The organism is Paractinoplanes rhizophilus, from assembly GCF_042664765.1.
In the GTDB taxonomy this organism is placed as follows: domain Bacteria; phylum Actinomycetota; class Actinomycetes; order Mycobacteriales; family Micromonosporaceae; genus Actinoplanes; species Actinoplanes rhizophilus.
On record NZ_JBHTBJ010000005.1, the window covers coordinates 48,909 to 65,407 of the forward strand.

Annotated in this window: 16 protein-coding genes and 1 riboswitch; of the genes, 10 read left to right on the forward strand and 6 right to left on the reverse strand. The window is 70.0% G+C overall.

The genetic code is table 11. The annotated features are described in order from the left end of the window. Positions 1–54 precede the first annotated feature (54 nt). Positions 55–555, reverse strand: a complete 501-nt coding sequence (locus ACFQS1_RS09325; protein ID WP_378965838.1) for a metallophosphoesterase family protein — start codon at positions 553–555, stop codon at positions 55–57. A gap of 395 nt (positions 556–950) precedes the next feature. Between ACFQS1_RS09325 and ACFQS1_RS09330 the strand changes: the two genes are divergently transcribed. The 4 genes from ACFQS1_RS09330 (at position 951) to ACFQS1_RS09345 (ending at position 6,165) form a co-directional block, all read left to right on the forward strand. Then, complete coding sequence (locus ACFQS1_RS09330; RefSeq protein WP_378965840.1) at positions 951–3,167, forward strand: galactose-binding domain-containing protein; 2,217 nt, start codon at positions 951–953, stop codon at positions 3,165–3,167. A gap of 161 nt (positions 3,168–3,328) precedes the next feature. Then, positions 3,329–4,378, forward strand: a complete 1,050-nt coding sequence (locus ACFQS1_RS09335) for a sugar ABC transporter substrate-binding protein (protein WP_378965842.1) — start codon at positions 3,329–3,331, stop codon at positions 4,376–4,378. Between the two features lie 3 nt (positions 4,379–4,381). Next, the gene (locus ACFQS1_RS09340) at positions 4,382–5,398 is read left to right on the forward strand and encodes an ABC transporter permease (protein ID WP_378965843.1); all 1,017 of its coding nucleotides are present in this window, start codon (positions 4,382–4,384) and stop codon (positions 5,396–5,398) included. Continuing rightward, positions 5,395–6,165 (forward strand): ATP-binding cassette domain-containing protein, encoded by a 771-nt coding sequence (locus ACFQS1_RS09345; RefSeq protein ID WP_378965844.1) that lies wholly within the window; start codon positions 5,395–5,397, stop codon positions 6,163–6,165. The genes ACFQS1_RS09340 and ACFQS1_RS09345 overlap by 4 nt, the downstream gene beginning before the upstream one ends. A 36-nt stretch (positions 6,166–6,201) precedes the next feature. Here the strand turns inward: ACFQS1_RS09345 and ACFQS1_RS09350 are convergent, their stop codons facing one another. After that, positions 6,202–6,441 carry a hypothetical protein gene (locus tag ACFQS1_RS09350; RefSeq protein ID WP_378965846.1) on the reverse strand — a complete coding sequence of 80 codons (240 nt, stop codon included), beginning with the start codon at positions 6,439–6,441 and terminating at the stop codon, positions 6,202–6,204. A gap of 79 nt (positions 6,442–6,520) precedes the next feature. Beyond that, entirely contained in the window at positions 6,521–7,945 is a 1,425-nt protein-coding gene (locus tag ACFQS1_RS09355) for a glycine hydroxymethyltransferase (RefSeq protein ID WP_378965847.1), read from the reverse strand. A 19-nt stretch (positions 7,946–7,964) separates the two neighbouring features. Continuing rightward, positions 7,965–8,056: riboswitch (ZMP/ZTP riboswitch) on the reverse strand. Positions 8,057–8,109: 53 nt separating this feature from the next. On the opposite strand from ACFQS1_RS09355, the gene ACFQS1_RS09360 reads away from it, so the two are divergent. The 3 genes from ACFQS1_RS09360 to ACFQS1_RS09370 all read left to right on the forward strand — a co-directional run bounded on the left by ACFQS1_RS09360 (position 8,110) and on the right by ACFQS1_RS09370 (position 11,373). Beyond that, complete coding sequence (locus ACFQS1_RS09360) at positions 8,110–9,690, forward strand: cation:proton antiporter (RefSeq protein ID WP_378965849.1); 1,581 nt, start codon at positions 8,110–8,112, stop codon at positions 9,688–9,690. A gap of 102 nt (positions 9,691–9,792) precedes the next feature. Beyond that, on the forward strand, positions 9,793–10,614 hold the full coding sequence (locus ACFQS1_RS09365) for a helix-turn-helix transcriptional regulator (protein WP_378965850.1): 822 nt from the start codon (positions 9,793–9,795) through the stop codon (positions 10,612–10,614). Between the two features lie 33 nt (positions 10,615–10,647). Beyond that, the gene (locus ACFQS1_RS09370) at positions 10,648–11,373 is read left to right on the forward strand and encodes an SDR family NAD(P)-dependent oxidoreductase (RefSeq protein ID WP_378965851.1); all 726 of its coding nucleotides are present in this window, start codon (positions 10,648–10,650) and stop codon (positions 11,371–11,373) included. Positions 11,374–11,628: 255 nt separating this feature from the next. Here the strand turns inward: ACFQS1_RS09370 and ACFQS1_RS09375 are convergent, their stop codons facing one another. Together ACFQS1_RS09375 and ACFQS1_RS09380 are read right to left on the reverse strand one after the other, a co-directional pair. Beyond that, complete coding sequence (locus tag ACFQS1_RS09375) at positions 11,629–11,940, reverse strand: STAS domain-containing protein (RefSeq protein ID WP_378965852.1); 312 nt, start codon at positions 11,938–11,940, stop codon at positions 11,629–11,631. A 28-nt stretch (positions 11,941–11,968) separates the two neighbouring features. Continuing rightward, the gene (locus ACFQS1_RS09380) at positions 11,969–12,379 is read right to left on the reverse strand and encodes an ATP-binding protein (RefSeq protein ID WP_378965853.1); all 411 of its coding nucleotides are present in this window, start codon (positions 12,377–12,379) and stop codon (positions 11,969–11,971) included. Positions 12,380–12,661: 282 nt separating this feature from the next. On the opposite strand from ACFQS1_RS09380, the gene ACFQS1_RS09385 reads away from it, so the two are divergent. Continuing rightward, the gene (locus ACFQS1_RS09385; RefSeq protein WP_378965855.1) at positions 12,662–13,471 is read left to right on the forward strand and encodes an RNA polymerase sigma factor SigF; all 810 of its coding nucleotides are present in this window, start codon (positions 12,662–12,664) and stop codon (positions 13,469–13,471) included. 86 nt (positions 13,472–13,557) lie between these two features. On the opposite strand, the gene ACFQS1_RS09390 is transcribed toward ACFQS1_RS09385, so the two are convergent. After that, a complete protein-coding gene (locus ACFQS1_RS09390) occupies positions 13,558–14,748 on the reverse strand; it encodes an MFS transporter (protein ID WP_378965856.1) in 1,191 nt (396 codons plus the stop codon). Between the two features lie 172 nt (positions 14,749–14,920). Between ACFQS1_RS09390 and ACFQS1_RS09395 the strand changes: the two genes are divergently transcribed. Both ACFQS1_RS09395 and ACFQS1_RS09400 read left to right on the forward strand, forming a co-directional pair. Beyond that, positions 14,921–15,586, forward strand: a complete 666-nt coding sequence (locus tag ACFQS1_RS09395; protein ID WP_378965857.1) for a DedA family protein — start codon at positions 14,921–14,923, stop codon at positions 15,584–15,586. A gap of 47 nt (positions 15,587–15,633) precedes the next feature. Continuing rightward, the gene (locus ACFQS1_RS09400) at positions 15,634–16,494 is read left to right on the forward strand and encodes a hypothetical protein (RefSeq protein WP_378965858.1); all 861 of its coding nucleotides are present in this window, start codon (positions 15,634–15,636) and stop codon (positions 16,492–16,494) included. The last annotated feature ends 5 nt before the right edge of the window (positions 16,495–16,499 follow it).

Consider the following 16,499-nt stretch of genomic DNA (forward strand, 5'->3'; position numbering starts at 1 on the left):
CGCCGGGGAGCATCAGCGCGGGACCATCAGCGCCGGACCATCAGCGCCGGACCATCAGCGCGGGGGCAGCTGGTGCAGGCGCACCCCGGTCAGCTCGCCGGCGGCGACGGTCGCGGTCATGAAGGTCGCGAAGGGCTGTCGCCGCCGGTCGGTGGGCGAACCCGGGTTGAGCAGCCGCAGACCGCCGGCCGCGGTGGTGTCCCACGGGATGTGCGAGTGGCCGAAGACCAGCAGGTCCACGCCGGGGAAGCGGGCCGCGCAGCGTTCCTCGCGACGCTGGGCCGGGCCGGTCTCGTGCACGACCGCCATCCGCAGCCCGGCCACGTCGGCGTACGCGATCTCGGGCAGCCGGGCCCGCAGCGCGGGTCCGTCGTTGTTGCCGTAGCAGGCGATCAGCCGGGCGGCCCGGGCCAGCAGCGCGTCCAGCGCGGCCACATCCACCCAGTCGCCGGCGTGCACCACGACGTCGGCCTCGCCGATCGCCGCCCAGAGTGCCGCCGGCAGGTCCTTCGCCCGCTTGGGCAGATGGGTGTCGCTGGTCAGGACGAGCCGCATAGCCGACACCCTAGCGAAATCCGGGAAGCGCTCTCTTGCCCATCCGAGGGCAAATGTCCGCGATGGAGCTTTTTCCGATCAGCGCCGGAACCGGTTCCGGGATCTTCGTTATCGGTGTCGGCCGGTGGCCTCGCCGCGTATGAACGGGAAGTTACGGCGATCCATTGAGCTGCGCTGATGCCCGAACGGGCAAACCGCCATGGCGACCGCTTGTGACATCCGCAAGACCACGGCTGTTATCGATCGGTTCCGGAACCTCGGCCACCTCTGGACACGATTGCGCGCCCCTCCTTAGCGTCGACGGCGGGGGAGCGCTCTCCCCGTACATGTGGAGAGATCGGCCTCCCCGAGGGTGCAAGCAGTCCCCCTTGCAGTTCCCCGCCCAAGGAGAAGCAATGACCATCCCCGTCAGCTCCGCACCTCCGCGGAGACGCTCCCCCTGGCGTCTCGGCGCGATCGGCGGCCTCGTGGCCGCCGTCGTCGCCGGGTACGCCGCCTTCACCACCGCCGGCGCCAGCGCCGCGGAAACCCTGCTCTCGCAGGGCAAACCGGCCACCGCGTCGTCGACCGAGGTGGCCGGCGCGTACCTCGCCTCCGAGGCGGTCGACGGCAACCTCGGCACCCGCTGGTCGTCCACGTTCTCCGACCCGCAGTGGCTGCAGGTCGACCTCGGCAGCTCGCAGACGATCACCCGGGTCGAGCTGAACTGGGAGACCGCCGCGGCCAAGGCGTTCCAGATCCAGGTCTCGGACAACGCCAGCACCTGGACCTCGATCTATTCGACGACGACGAGCACCGGCGGCAACCAGTCGCTGACGGTCAACGGCACCGGCCGGTACGTGCGGATGTACGGCACCCAGCGCACCACCGGCTACGGCTACTCGCTCTGGGAGTTCAAGGTTTACGGCGGCGGCACGACGACACCTCCGACCACCACGCCGCCCACGACCGGGCCGACCGTACCGCCGGGCGGCTCGCTGGGCGCCAACGTGATCGTCTTCGACCCGGGCATGTCGAGCGCGTCGATCCAGAGCCAGGCCGACACGATCTTCCGGCAGCAGGAGTCCAATCAGTTCGGCAACCAGCGGTACGTGCTGGCGTTCAAGCCGGGCACCTACAACGGGCTGAACATCCAGGTCGGCTTCTACACCTCGGTGATCGGTCTCGGCCAGAACCCGCAGGACGTCCGGATCAACGGCGACGTCACCGTCGACGCGGGCTGGTTCCAGGGCAACGCCACGCAGAACTTCTGGCGCTCGATCGAGAACCTGTCGCTCTACCCGGTCTCCGGGGACGATCGCTGGGCCGTCTCGCAGGCCGCGCCGTTCCGCCGGATCGACGTCCACGGCGGCGTCAACCTCGCGCCGAACGGCTACGGCTGGGCCTCGGGCGGGTACATCGCCGACTCGCGGATCAGCGGCACCGAGGGTCAGTACTCGCAGCAGCAGTGGTTCACCCGGAACAGCCAGATCGGCTCGAACTCCAACGCGGTCTGGAACCAGATGTTCGTGGGCGTGCAGGGCGCGCCGCCGGCCAGCTACCCGACCCCGCCGTACACGGTGATCGGCAGCGCGCCGGTGATCCGGGAGAAGCCCTACCTGTACCAGACCGGCGGCCAGTACGCGGTGTTCGTCCCGAGCCTGCGGACGAACGCGAGCGGCCCGACGTGGACCAATGGCAACACGGCCGGGTCCAGCCTGCCGCTGTCGCAGTTCTATGTGGCCAAACCGGGTGACTCGGCCGCGACGATCAACCAGGCGCTGGCCCAGGGGCTCAACCTGATCTTCCAGCCGGGCATCTACCACGTAAACCAGACGATCAACGTGACCCGGGCGAACACCGTCGTCCTGGGGCTCGGCTACGCGACCATCATCCCGGACAACGGCGTCACCCCGATGCAGGTGGCCGACGTGGACGGCGTCAAGATCGCCGGCCTGCTCTTCGACGCGGGCACCACCAACTCGGCGAACCTGCTGGTCATCGGGCCGAACGGCAGCAACGCCGGCCACTCCGGCAACCCGACGACCGTGCAGGACGTCTTCTTCCGGATCGGCGGCTCGATCGCCGGCAAGGCCACCAACAGCCTGCTGGTCAACAGCAACAACACGATCATCGACCACATCTGGGCGTGGCGGGCCGACCACGGCAACGGCGGCACGTACGGCTGGACCGTCAACACCGCGGACAGCGGCCTGATCGTGAACGGGCAGAACGTCACCGCGTACGGCCTGTTCGTCGAGCACTACCAGAAGACCGAGGTGCTCTGGAACGGCAACGGCGGGCGGACCTACTTCCTGCAGAACGAGCAGCCGTACGACCCGCCGTCCAACGCCGCCTGGCGCAGTGACGGCACCGGGTACCCGGCGTACAAGGTGGCCGACAGCGTGACCAGCCACGAGGCGTGGGGCATGGGCAGCTACGCCTACTTCAGCGCGAACCCGGCGGTGCATTCGGCCAACGGGTTCCAGGCGCCGGCCAACGGCGGGGTGAGGCTGCACAACATCTTCACCATCTCGCTCGCCTCCGGCACGATCGACCACGTCGTCAACAACATCGGCGCCGCCGCCACGGCCGACCAGGTCGTGCCGCGTACGGTGACGAACTTCCCGTAAATCGCCGACGCACCGCCGCCGCGCGGGATCGGGGTCTCCGGATCCGGATCTCGCGCGGCGTGCTTTTGCCCGGCACCCATCGTTGACAGGGGAATCTCCGCGGGCGTGTACTGCCTGAGATCGGTGTCTCTCTATTCGACCTGAATCGGTTTGGAGGAGACATGCGGGATCCCACCACGTCCAGAGCCGGAAAGCTGGTGGCCGCCGGCTCCGTGCTGGCACTGGCCCTGACGACGGCCGCCGCGTGCAACCGAGGATCCGGCGAGGATGTCGTCGGGCTGATCACCAAGACCGACACCAACCCGTTCTTCGTGCAGATGAAGAAGGGCGCCCAGGACGAGGCCGAGGCCGAGGGCGTCGAGCTGCAGACCTTCGCCGGCAAGCAGGACGGCGACAACGAAGCCCAGGTGCAGGCGATCGAGAACCTGATGTCGTACGGCGCCAAGGGCTTCCTGATCACCCCGAACGACTCGAAGGCGATCGTGCCCTCCATCGACAAGGCGCACGAGCAGGACATGCTGGTGATCGCCCTGGACACGCCGGTCGACCCGCCGGACGCCGCGGACGCCACCTTCGCCACCGACAACTACCAGGCCGGCAAGCTGATCGGGCAATGGGCGAAGGCCAAGTTCGCCACGGACGGCAAGCAAGCCAAGATCGCCATGCTCGACCTCAACGCCAACGGGGTCTCCGTCGACGTCAAGCGCGACCAGGGCTTCCTCGACGGGTTCGGCATCCCGGTCGGCGACCCCAACCGGATAGGTGACGAGAACGACCCGAGGATCGCCGGGCACGACGTCACCGACGGCGCCGAGGACGGCGGGCGGACGGCGATGGAGAACCTGCTCCAGAAGGACCCGTCGATCAACCTGGTCTACACGATCAACGAGCCCGCCGCGGCCGGCGCGTACCAGGCGCTGAAGAACGCCGGTAGGGACCGGGACGTCGTGATCGTCTCGATCGACGGCGGCTGCCCGGGCGTGGACAACGTGTCCGAGGGCGTCATCGGGGCCACCTCGATGCAGTTCCCGCTCAAGATGGCGCAGCTGGGCGTCGACGCCATCGCCGCGTACGCCAAGAACGGCACCAAACCGCAGGCGACGCCCGGCAAGGACTTCTACGACACCGGCGTCCAACTGATCACCGACGACCCGCAGGCCGGCGTGGCGGCGAAGGACTCCACGTGGGGCAAGCAGAACTGCTGGGGGTGAGGCATGGCAACCGCTACCGCTTCCGACTTCGAGGTGCGCCGGCACGACTCGTTCGGCCTGCGCGTCCAGCATCTCCTGCACGGCAACCCGGTCCTCGGGCCGCTGGCCGTGCTGATCGTCGCCATCATCGCGTTCTCGATCGTCAACGGCCGCTTCCTGACCGCGACCAACCTGTCCCTGGTCCTGCAGCAGGTCACCGTCATCGCCACGCTCGCCCTCGGGCAGACGCTGATCATCCTGACCGCCGGCATCGACCTATCGGCCGGCGCCATCGCGGTCTTCTCCTCGGTCCTGATGGCGCAGTTCTGCACCAGGGCCGGCCTGCCCGGGATCATCGCGCTGATCCTCGGCCTGGCCTGCGGGACCGCGATGGGCGCGATCAACGGCGCGCTGGTCACCCGGATCAAGCTGCCGCCGTTCATCGTCACGCTCGGCACGCTGACCATCTTCTTCTCGCTGAACTCGGTGGTCAGCAACAGCGAAACCGTCCGCGGCTCGGACATGCCCGGCCTGATGACCTGGACCGGCAACTCGATCCCGATCGGGAACTTCCGGCTCACGTACGGGTCGATCATCATGTTGCTGCTGTTCGCGTACTTCTTCTATGTGCTCTCCCGCACGGCCTGGGGCAAGCACGTGTACGCGACGGGCGACGACGTCGAGGCCGCGCGGCTGGCCGGCATCCAGACCGGGCGGGTGCTGTTCTCGGTCTACACCGTCGCCGGCCTGCTCTACGCGGTCGGCGGCTGGATCCTCATCGGACGGCTCGCCTCGGCCAGTCCCAACGTCGGCGTCGAGTACAACCTCGACTCGATCACCGCGGTCGTGCTCGGCGGCACCAGCCTCTTCGGCGGCCGGGGCAGCGTGATCGGCACCCTGATCGGCGCGCTCATCGTCGGCGTCTTCCGCAACGGCCTGCAGCTGGCCGGCGTCGAGGTCGTCTGGCAGGGCTTCGCCATCGGCCTGCTGGTGCTCATCGCCGTCTCGCTCGACCAGTGGATCAGGAAGGTGAAGACGTGACCTCTCCAGTCCTCGAAGCCCGCGGCTTGGTGAAGCGCTACGGCCGCGTGGTAGCGATCGACGGCAGCGACCTCGAGCTCTACCCCGGCGAGATCCTCGCGGTGATCGGCGACAACGGCGCCGGCAAGTCCAGCCTGATCAAGGCGCTGTCCGGCGCCCTGATCCCGGACCAGGGCTCGATCTTGCTGGACGGGAAGCAGGTCCATTTCCGTACGCCGATGGACGCCCGCGCCGCCGGCATCGAGACCGTCTATCAGACCCTCGCCGTCGCGCCCGGCCTCGACATCGCCGACAACCTCTTCCTCGGCCGCGAGCAGCGCAAGCACGGCGTGCTCGGATCGGTCTTCCGCATGCTCGACCGCAGCCACATGCGCGCGGAGGCGGGCCGGCACATGAGCGAGCTCGGCGTCGCCACCCTGCAGAACATCGGCCAGACCGTCGAGTCGCTCTCCGGCGGCCAGCGGCAGGCGGTCGCGGTGGCCCGCTCGGCCGCGTTCGGCAGCAAGGTGGTGATCCTCGACGAGCCGACCGCGGCGCTCGGCGTCAAGGAGGGCAACCGCGTCCTGCAGCTGATCCGCGACGTCCGCGACCGCGGCCTGCCGGTGATCCTGATCAGCCACAACATGCCGCACGTCTTCGAGGTGGCCGACCGCATCCACATCCAGCGCCTCGGCCGCCGGGTCGCGGTGATCACCCCGAAGTCGCATTCGATGTCGGACGCGGTGGCGATCATGACGGGCGCGGCCCCGCCACCGGAAACAGCGTGAGCGACGGCCGGCCCCGGGCTCGGGGCCGGCCGTACGTCACTTCTTCCGCTTCTTGTCCTTCTTGCCCTTCTTGCCGCCCGGACCGCCGCCGAGCAGCTCGTCGAGCATCATTTGGTCGCGTTCGGCCGCGCGGTCCCGCGCGGTCGTCGGCTCGGGCACCAGCATCTTGAACATGATCGCGGCGACCACGAACAGCCATGCCCACCACGGAATGCCCGACTCCGGACCGAACACATTGCTGGTCACGGCATAGGCGTTGTCCATGATCTGATCCATGACCGCTCCTGTTCGCTACCGGGTCGGCCCCAAGAATCGGATGCCACCCGGCCGCGCCTTAGCGATCCGCGCGGTGAATTCAGCCCAGGTCGACCTCGGGGTAGAGCGGGAACGGCGCCAGCAGCTCGGTCGCCTGCTTGCTCACCCGGTCGGCCAGGGCCGGGTCCAGGACGTACTTGGCCTTGGAGCCCTCGGCGGACGAGGTGTTCGCGAGAACCGTGTGGATCAGCTCGGCGATCTGGTCCATCTCGGCGACGCCCAGGCCCCGGGACGTGAGGGCGGGCGTGCCGATCCGGATGCCGGAGGTGTACCAGGCGCCGTTCGGGTCCTGCGGGATGGCGTTGCGGTTGGTGACCACGCCGCTGGTCAGCAGGGCCTGCTCGGCCTGGCGACCGGTGAGGCCGAACGGATGCACGTCGAGCAGGACCAGGTGGTTGTCGGTGCCGCCGCTGACCAGCCGGACACCGCGCTTCAGCAGGCCCTCGGCCAGCGCCTGGCTGTTGGTGACGATCTGCTGGGCGTAGGTCGCGAACTCGGGGCGGCGGGCCTCGGCGAAGGCGATCGCCTTGGCCGCCATGACGTGGCTGAGCGGGCCGCCGAGGACCATCGGACAGCCCCGGTCGACCTGATCGGCCAGCTCGGGCTGGGCCAGCACGGCGCCGCCGCGCGGGCCGCGCAGGCTCTTGTGGGTGGTGGTGGTGACGATGTGGGCGTGCTCGACCGGGTTGTGATCGCCGGTGAAGACCTTGCCCGCCACCAGGCCGGCGAAGTGCGCCATGTCGACCATGAAGGTGGCGCCGACCTCGTCGGCGATCTCCCGCATGGTCGCGAAGTTCACCTTGCGGGGGTACGCCGAATAGCCACCCACGATGATCAGCGGCTTGAACTCGCGGGCGGTCTCGCGCAGCGCCTGGTAGTCGATCTGTCCGGTGGCCGGGTCGACGCCGTAGCTGCGCTGGTCGAACATCTTGCCGGAGATGTTCGGGCGGAAGCCGTGGGTGAGGTGGCCGCCGGCGTCGAGCGACATGCCCAGCATGCGCTGGTTGCCGAACGCCGCGCGCAGCTCGGCCCACTCGGCGTCGGTGAGCTCGTTGACCTGGCGCTTCTCGAACTTCTTGAGGAACGGAACCTCGACCCGGTCGGCGAGGATCGCCCAGTACGCGACCAGGTTCGCGTCGATGCCCGAGTGCGGCTGCACGTACGCGTACGGCGCGTCGAACAGCGCCTTCGCGTGCTCGACGGCGATCGCCTCGACGGTGTCGACGTTCTGGCAGCCGGCGTAGAAGCGTCGGCCGATCGTGCCCTCCGCGTACTTGTCGGAGAGCCAGTTGCCCATCGCCAGCAGCACCGCCGGGGAGGCGTAATTCTCGCTGGCGATCAGCTTGAGGGACTCGCGCTGGTCGTGCAGCTCCTTGGCGATCGCGTCGGCGATGCGCGGCTCGACGGAGCGGACGACCTCGAGCGCGGCGCGGAAGGCGCTGGATTCGGCGTTCAACTCAGGCATGGGACCTCCCTATCACGGCGGAAGAGGCCCAGGCGCACGGCAAGACGTCGTGACGACGGGGCCGCTCCCCGATGGTTGGCCCATCCGAACGCGCCAGTCACGGCCCGTCGGGAAGCATACCGGGCTTCCACCGTCATGGGGCCGTCCGAACTAGCCTGATCTTCGTGGACGGCGTGCAACTCCTGCTGATCATCGGTGCCGGCATCGCGATCTCGGCGATCGCCCGGAAACGCAACCTGGAACCGGGCCTGATCATCGTGGTGCTGGCGGCGGCCGCCTCGTTCATCCCCGGGGTGCCGCGGCTCGAACTGGAGAGCGAGTTCATCCTCGCGGTGGTGGTGCCGCCGCTGCTCTATTCGGCGACCCGCGGGGCGTCGTTCTCGGCGTTCGGCGCCAACCTGGGCCCGGTCATCACGCTCGGCGTGGTGCTCGTGCTGCTGACCACCGGCCTGCTCGGCACGGTCGCCTCCTGGCTGCTGCCGTCGATGGGCGCCGCCGCGTTCGTGCTCGGCGCCGTGCTCGCGCCGCCCGACACGATCACCACGGTGTCGCACGGCGATGAGATCGGGCTGCCGAAGCGGGTCACCTCGATCCTGACCGGCGAGAGCCTGGTCAACGACGCGACCGCGCTGACCCTGTTCGCCATCGCGGTCGGCGCGGTCAACGGCGAGCACGAGACCTGGGGCCACGGCGCGCTGGAGCTGCTGCGCAACGCGTTCGTCGGGATCGGGATCGGCGCCCTGTTCGCGGTGGCGACGCTGTATCTGCGCAAACGGCTCGGCAACGCCACGCTGGAAACCACGCTGGTGCTGTTGCTGCCGTTCACCGCGTTCCTGGTCGCCGAGGAGGTGGAGGCGTCGGGCATCCTCGCGGTCGTGGCGGCGGCGTTCATCGTGAGCACGAACCTGACGCTCGATCCCAAGCATCAGTACCCGGGGGCCTACCGCACGCGGTTGCAGGAGGAGAACTTCTGGCCGGTCGTCGACTTTCTGCTGGAGACGTTCGTCTTCGCGTACATCGGCTTCCAGCTCCGGTTCGTGCTGGTCGACCTGGCCGACTCGGCGGAGCCGGGCCTGGCCCGCACACTGGTCGCGGCCGGGGTGCTGCTCGTGGTGGCGATCCTGTTCCGGCTGCTCGCGGTGTACGTCCTGTTCGGCCGCTACACGATCAAGGACCGCCTGATGCGGCGCCGGATCGAGCACGACGAGCGGTACCGCGCCCGGCTCGAGGAGATCCGCAAGCGCCGCCGGCATCGCGGCGGTGAGCCGCTCGGCCCGCCCACCCGGAAGGAGACGCTGCTGGTCGGCTGGATCGGCATGCGCGGCATCCTGACCCTGGCCGCGGCCGGCTCGATCCCCGAGAAGGTGCCGGGCCGCACAGCGATCCTGGCGATCGCGCTGTTCGTCACGCTGGGGACGCTGCTGATCCAGGGCACCACGATCGGCTGGCTGACCCGGCGGCTCCGGTTCGACCTGACCGCCGAGCGCGCCGCGGACGAGCAGATGCGTGCGCGGGGCCGGCGGATCGCGGCCCAGGCCGCCGCCGGGCCGAGCGCCGATCTGGACGCGGCGTTCGAGGCGCAGCGGCTCGCGCTGGGCGCCGCGGTGCGAAATCGCGAGCTGGCCGAGGAGGTCGCGCGGTCGATGATCGAGGACGTCGACCTGCGCCAGGCGGCGGTGCACACCGCGCCGCAGGCCATGCTGCGGCGCCGCCCGTGGCCGGGCCGGCCCGATCCGCCGGAGTGATCCCCCGTCAGCCGGGGACAACTTGTCCCCGGTTGAATCCGGCCTTCCTCAAGTTTCCGGTTCGAGCCACTCTTGAGTCGTTCGACACGGGAGGCTGATCAGATGGACCGGGCGCAACTGGCCGACTTTCTCCGCACCCGCCGCGAGGCGCTCCAGCCGGAGGACGTGGGGCTGCCGCGCGGGCAGCGCCGCCGCACCGGCGGGCTGCGCCGCGAGGAGGTCGCCGCGCTGGCCGGCATGTCCGCCGACTACTACGGCCGCATCGAGCAGCAGCGCGGCCCGGTCCCGTCCGAGCAGATGCTCGCCGCGCTGGCCCGCGCCCTGCACCTCTCGCTCGACGAACGCGATCACCTGTTCCGCCTGGGCGGGCACCCCGCGCCGCAGCGGATGCTGCGCGAGGATCACATCGGGCCGGGCATGATGCGGATCTTCGACCGGCTCGCCGACACCCCGGCCATGGTGATCTCGCGCTTCGGCGAGACGCTGGCGCAGACCGCTCCGGCGGCGGCGCTGGTCGGCGTCGAGACCGAGTTCACCGGCCTCGACCGCTACATGGTCTACCGCTGGTTCACCGACCCGGACGCTCGGCGGATCTACCCGTTCGAGGACCACCCGACCCACGCCCGGGTCTTCACCTCCCAGCTGCGCGAGGTGTACGCGGCGGCGCCCGGCGGCCGGGCCGCGGAGATCGTCGACGCCCTGCTCGCGATCAGCCCCGAGTTCGCCGAGGTGTGGGCCACGCACGAGGTCGGCGTCACCCATCTCGACCGCAAGCGCTTCGTCCACCCCTCGCTCGGCGAGCTCGAGCTGTACTGCCAGACCCTGCTCGATCCCGGCCAGTCGCAGGTGCTGCTGGTCTTCACCGCCGTACCCGGGTCGCCGAGCCACGAGAAGCTCCAGCTCCTCGCGGCCGTCGGCCACTAGAAACGCCCCTTTTCGACACAGGAAGGCACCACCATGCCCAAAATCGCCCTGATCACCGGCGGCAACCGCGGACTCGGCCGGGCCACCGCCGAGGCCCTCATCGCGGACGGCGTCGAGGTCATCTACACCTACCGGGACGACCCGGGCGAGAAGATCGACGCGGTCGCCCTCAAGCTGACCGTCGGCGATCTCGGCTCGTACCCGGCTTTCGTCGAGGAGCTGCGCGCGGTGCTGCGCGACCGGTTCGGCCGGGAGACCTTCGACTTCCTCGTCAACAACGCCGGCGTCGGCGTCGGCGGCAAGATCGCCGACTTCCCGGTCGAGGCGTTCGACGAGCTGGTCAACGTGCACTTCCGCGGCATGTTCTTCCTGACCCAGGCCCTGCTGCCGGTCATCGCCGACGGCGGCCGGATCCTCAACGTGTCGACCGGCCTGGCCCGCTTCACCGGCGAGGGCATCTACGCCGTGTACGGCTCGGTCAAGAGCGCCGTGGAGACGTTCACCCGCTACCTCGCGAAGGAGCTGGGCCCCCGCGGCATCAGCGTCAACGTGGTGGCCCCGGGCGCCACGGCCACCGACTTCGGCGGCGGCCTGCTGCGCGACAACGACCAGATCCGCGCCCACGTCAGCAGCCAGATCGCCTTCGGCCGGCTCGGCGAGCCGGACGACATCGCCGGCGTCATGGTCGCCATGCTCGCCGACAACACCAAGTGGATCACCGGCCAGCGCATCGAGGCGTCGGGCGGCATGCTGCTCTGACACGCGGTTCCGTAACTCAGATTGCTTGCATGTTACGAATCGCATCGATAAGACTGACTGTGTTGGGCGCACCACCGCCGCCGATCCCCCGCCGGATCACCTTGGTTGTTCCCCGGACCGATCCCGGCGCGGCGGCGGAGGTGCGTTCCCACTAGCAGGACGCCGGCGAGCAGCGCCGACGCGAGGAGCAGGGCGACGGGTACGTCCGTCCGGTTGGTCACCCTCGCCTCGCTCCCACGTGCCGGCCGGACCTGGCTACGCGCCGAACAACTCCAGCACGCCGGACACCTTGAGCACGCGGGCGACCAGACCGTTCGCGTTGACGACGCGGTAGCCGGCGGGCTTGGCGCGGGCCTCGTTGTAGCCGTCGATCAGCGCGCCCAGGGCCTCGGAGTCGATGAAGGTCACGGCGTCGAGGTCGATCACGACGTCGCCGTCGGCCAGCGCCGCGAGGATGGCCGCGCGCAGCTCGTCGCGGGCGGAGATGTCCAGCTCACCGCCGAGGTGCAGGAGTGTTGTGGAGCCGTCGGCCGCCCGCCTTCGGCCGATCTTGTACGAGTCCGCCACGGGGACTTTCTACCAGCAGTCGCCGCGATCAGCTCGCGAAGCTGGCCCAGACGTGTTTGGTGGCATCGGTGGCGTACCACCCGACGTCGGCCGCGAACGACCTGGTGAGCTGCAGGCCGAGGCCACCGGCCCCGAGCGGGCGGTCCTCGGCGACCCGCGGCTCGGCGTCGCGGTCGTGGTCGGCGACGTCGATGATCAGGCGGTCGCCCTGGCGGAGCAGCCGCACGACGGTCGGCGGCAGGCCGTGCCGCAGCGCGTTGGTGGCGAGCTCGTTGGCCACCACCGTCATCCGGTCGGTGACGTCGCCGGTCTCGGCCGACCCGGCCAGCGCGTCGCGCAGCTCGGCCCGCAGGCCGCGCAGCTCGCCGTAGGTGGCCAGCGTCCACCGGCATATCTCCGCGGCCAACGGGTACGGAACCGAGGCCGGCAGCGAAGTCATGGCCTCCATCCTGCCCGGATCGGGCGATTTGGAGGATGGGCCGATACGGTGATGGCGATCTGTTGATCGATCCGTATTACTTGTCATCACGCAAAGTCACTCATACTTTCGGCTAGTCTTTTCTCGTCCTCTCAGTTAATGTCTGGGTATCCGAACGGCCTAATGTGCTCGGTCGGAGGCGATCTGATTGATCGCGTCGACCGCTGATAGGGACACCCGACCGACCGGGTCCCACGGACAAACGGGACCGGCTCTCCGGAGAGGTGCCAGGGAGGACCAAGCATGACCGTCACCGAGACGTCGCAAATCTCGCCGGCCGCCACGGCGGCTGCCGAGGCCCCGGCGGACAGCGCCGCCGAGCTGCTCAACGCGATGGCCGCGATGCCGATCGGCCATCCGTCCCGTGCCGCACTGCGCGACAAAGCGATCGAGGCCTGGCTGCCCCTGGCCCGCCACCTCGCCAACCGCTACTCCGGCCGCGGCGAGCCCACCGACGACCTGATCCAGACCGCCACCGTCGGCCTCATCAAAGCCGTCGACAAGTTCGACCCCGACCGCGGCGTCGACTTCGCCGGCTACGCCATCCCCACCATCATCGGCGAGATCAAACGCCACTTCCGCGACCGCACCTGGTCCGTCCGCGTGCCCCGCCGCCTGCAAGAACTCCGCCTCGCCATCACCGAGGCCAACAGCACCCTGACCCACAGCCTCGGCCGCTCCCCGACCGTCGCCGACATCGCCGCCCACCTGAGCATCACCGAGGAAGACGTCCTCGAAGGCCTCGAAGGCGCCCGCGCCTACAACGCCACCTCGCTGAGCACCCCGATCTCCGCCGACGGCACCACCGAGCTCGGCGACACCCTCGGCGGCGAAGACCACGAATACGAGCTCGCCGAAACCCGCGTCGCCCTCGGCCCCGCCCTGGCCACCCTCGACGAGCGCGAGCAGAAGATCCTCACCCTGCGCTTCTACGGCAACCTCACCCAGTCGCAGATCGCCGACCAGATCGGCATCTCCCAGATGCACGTCAGCCGCCTGCTCACCAAGGCACTTACCAAGCTGCGGGGCCAGCTGGCCGGCGACGAGATCTGAGCGACGCACCCCAGAACCAGCGTGCGGCCGGCCCGGTTCGGGCCGGCCGTATGCTTTTCCGGCGAGCCGCGTGGACCCGGATGCTTTCAGGCCAGCGGCGGGGCGCCGATGCGAGTGACCGCGCCGCGGCGGGCAGTGACGATGAGCGCCACCGCGAGTCCGAGCGCGCCCACCTCCATGGCCGCGCCCACCAGCGGCGTCGCGTCGTAACCCCAGCCCGCGGTGATGGCCAGGCCGCCGAAATAGGCGCCGGCCGCGTTCCCGAGGTTGAAGGCGGAGACCGCGGCCGAGGAGGCCAGCAGGTTCTGCGCGTCGTCGCCGGCCGCCGTGATCACCCGCGTGGTCAGGCCCGGCACGGTGGCGTACGCGGCCACCCCGAGCAGGAAGAGGGTGACCGTCGCCGGCGCCTTGGCGTGCGCGGTCCACGCGAACGCGACCAGCACCACGAGCATCGCCACCGACGCCGTGACGATCGTCCCCATCAGACGCTTGTCCGCGCCGCGCGCCCCGATCACGTTGCCCAGCACCAGCCCGAGCCCGAAGAGCGCCAGCAGCCACGGCAGCGCGCCGTCGGCGAACCCGGCCACGTCGGTCATCAGCGGCGCCACGTAGGTGAACGGCGCGTAGACGGCGCCGAAGGCGAGCGCCGTCATGCCGAGCGCCAGCCACACCGCCGGGCTGCGGAAGGCGGCCAGTTGGGCGCGCGCCACGCCGGTGACCGCCATGGCCGGCACGAACGCGGCCGTGGCCGCCGCCGCGACCAGACCGAGCAGCGCCATCGCCCAAAATGTCGACCGCCAGCCGAGCTGCTGCCCCAGCAGGGTGCCCAGCGGGACGCCCGCGACGTTGGCCACGGTGAGCCCACTGAGCATCGCGGCGATTGCGCTGCTGCGCCGCGCGGGCGACACGAGGTCGCCGGCGACGATGGTGGCGAACCCGATGAAGGCGCCGTGGCCGAGCGCGGCCACGATCCGGCCGCTGAGCATGACCGAGTACGAGGGCGCGAGCGCACACAGCACGTTGCCGGCGACGAAGAACCCCAGGAGCCAGATCAGCACCGGCTTGCGGCGGCGGTGCGCGACGAAGTAGGTCAGCAGCGGCCCGCCGGCCAGCACGCTGAGCGCGTACCCGGAGACGAGCAACCCGGCCGTGGGGATCGAGACGTGCAGGTCGGACGCGATGTCGGGCAGCAGGCCGGTGATCACGAACTCGGTCATGCCGATCGCGAACGTGCCGACCGCGAGGGCGGCCAGGGCCAAACCGGAACGCTTGATCACTCCAGCGACTCTCACAGATCCGCCCCGGTTCTCGCCACCCCGCCCCCGCCCCACGCGATTCGGGCACCGGCGGGGAAACAGGTGGTTTCACACGATCGGGGAGATCGGAGGATCAGCCACAGAAGTGACTCCGCAGGTTTGGCGGCCTCCCCTCCGGCTACCGTGTTAGCCGATGCCACCTACTGCCGAGCTTCCCGGATTCCTGCACGGAGTCGCCCCGCTTCTCGATCGCTGGGGTTACACCGCCGTGGCGGCGCTGATCGGCGTCGAGAGCTTCGGGGTGCCGGCGCCGGGTCAGACGATCATGGTGGCCGCGGCCATCTACGCCGGTGCGGGCCGGCTGAACATCTTCGGCGTGGCCGCGATCGCGTTCGTGGCGGCGGTCCTCGGCGACAACGTCGGCTACTGGATCGGGGTCCGCGGCGGTCGCAAAGCGGTGCACCGGTGGGGCAAGTACGTGTTCCTGACGCCCGAGCGTTTGGCCCGGGCCGAGGGCTTCTTCGCGCGACGCGGAGGTCGTATCGTTGTCATCGCCCGTTTCATCGATGGACTCCGGCAGTTCAACGGCGTGATCGCGGGGCTCACCGCGATGCCCTGGCGCACCTTTCTGATCTACAACACGATCGGTGCGGCGCTGTGGGTCGGTTGGTGGACGGGTGTCGCGTACGTGTTCGGTACCCATCTCGTCGAGATCATCGAGCACGCACACCGCTACAAATGGTGGGCGATCGGCATCATCACCCTCGCGGTGGCCGCCTACATCACATTGCACCTCCGGCACATAAGACGCCGGCGCGCTCGTAACGCCGAGGCAGTCGTCGAGGAGCCCCAACCCTGACGTCGCGCGCCGGGCATGGCCGCAGGTGCACACGGAAGGGAGAGCTCGTGACCACCCCTCAGCTCGATCGCCGTCGTGCCCAGGCCGCGGCGGCCGGCGCAGCCGCCGAGAAGGCCCGGCAGGCCGTGACGGAACTGGACAACCGCCTCCGCACCAACGCCGAGCTCACCCGGCAGCAGAAACAGGCGCTGCGCAACGCCGAGGCCGAGGCCAAGCGGCTCAAGCGCGCGCTCAAGACGCAGGAGCGCGACCGGGCGCGCCTGACCAAGGCGCACAAGAAGGCCGTCGCCAAGGCCGCCAAGGCCAAGAGCCGCGCCGGCGACAGCGAGGCCAAGTACGACAAGGCCGTCCTCGCCGAGCTGGTGCGCCGCGAGAAGGAACGCGACCAGACCGCGCAGCTCGCCACCGTGACGGCGATCGCGTCGGCCCCTTCGGCCACGCCCGCGCCCGCCGCCGAGCCGGTCGCACCCGCTGCCGAGCCGGTCGCGGAAACCCCACCGGCCCGCCACACCACCCGCGCCGGGACGCCGGCCAAGACCACAGCAGCCAAGACCACAGCGGCCAAGACCACAGCAGCCAAGACGACCGCCGCCAAGACCACGCCGGCGGCCGGGACCAGGGAGCCGGCCAAGACCGCCGCGCCGGCCAAGGCCGTACCCGCCAAGACGGCCGCGACAGCCACCGCCGCCCGCACGACCGCCGCCAAGGCCGCGAGCGCGGCCAGCAATACCAGCGGCCGCACATCCACCGGCCGCACATCCACCACGGGCCGCGCGTCCACCACCGGCAACGCCTCCACCGCCGGGCGCGTGTCCACCACCGGCCGCGCCACCTCGGCCCGCCAGCCCACCGAACCGGCCCCCGCCCGTCGCGGCACCTCCCGCCGGAGCACCACGACCGGCCGCTGACAGCA